Source organism: Lentilactobacillus sunkii DSM 19904, from assembly GCF_001435575.1.
GTDB lineage: Bacteria > Bacillota > Bacilli > Lactobacillales > Lactobacillaceae > Lentilactobacillus > Lentilactobacillus sunkii.
Genome location: NZ_AZEA01000072.1, coordinates 1 through 278, shown reverse-complemented (window position 1 = coordinate 278; position 278 = coordinate 1). Strand labels below are relative to the sequence as shown.

The 278-nt window shown below is 40.3% G+C and carries 1 protein-coding gene; it reads right to left on the bottom strand.

What is annotated here, in order from left to right:
- On the bottom strand, positions 1 to 278 hold a 278-nt coding region (locus FD17_RS12945; protein WP_156653639.1), incomplete at both ends, for a Cna B-type domain-containing protein.

Here is a 278-nt window from a genome sequence, read left to right as displayed (position 1 = left end):
GGAATCTGTCTTAGGCAACCCATCAAACTCACCAGAATAATGATTAACTTTATTCAGTGTTAATGTCTGGTCGGTCTTCTGCCCATTTTCATACAATGTCACGGTTACTTCCGGTGTATTGACACCGTCAGGAACGCCGATCCATATCTTATTTACACTGATTTTGGTTTTTTCGGCAATATATTGGTTATTGAAAGTGACCTTACCGTCCTTGTCTGGTGCCTGATCATCTTTATCAGTTGTGTAGCCTGTTACTGCAGATTCTACAACCGTATATT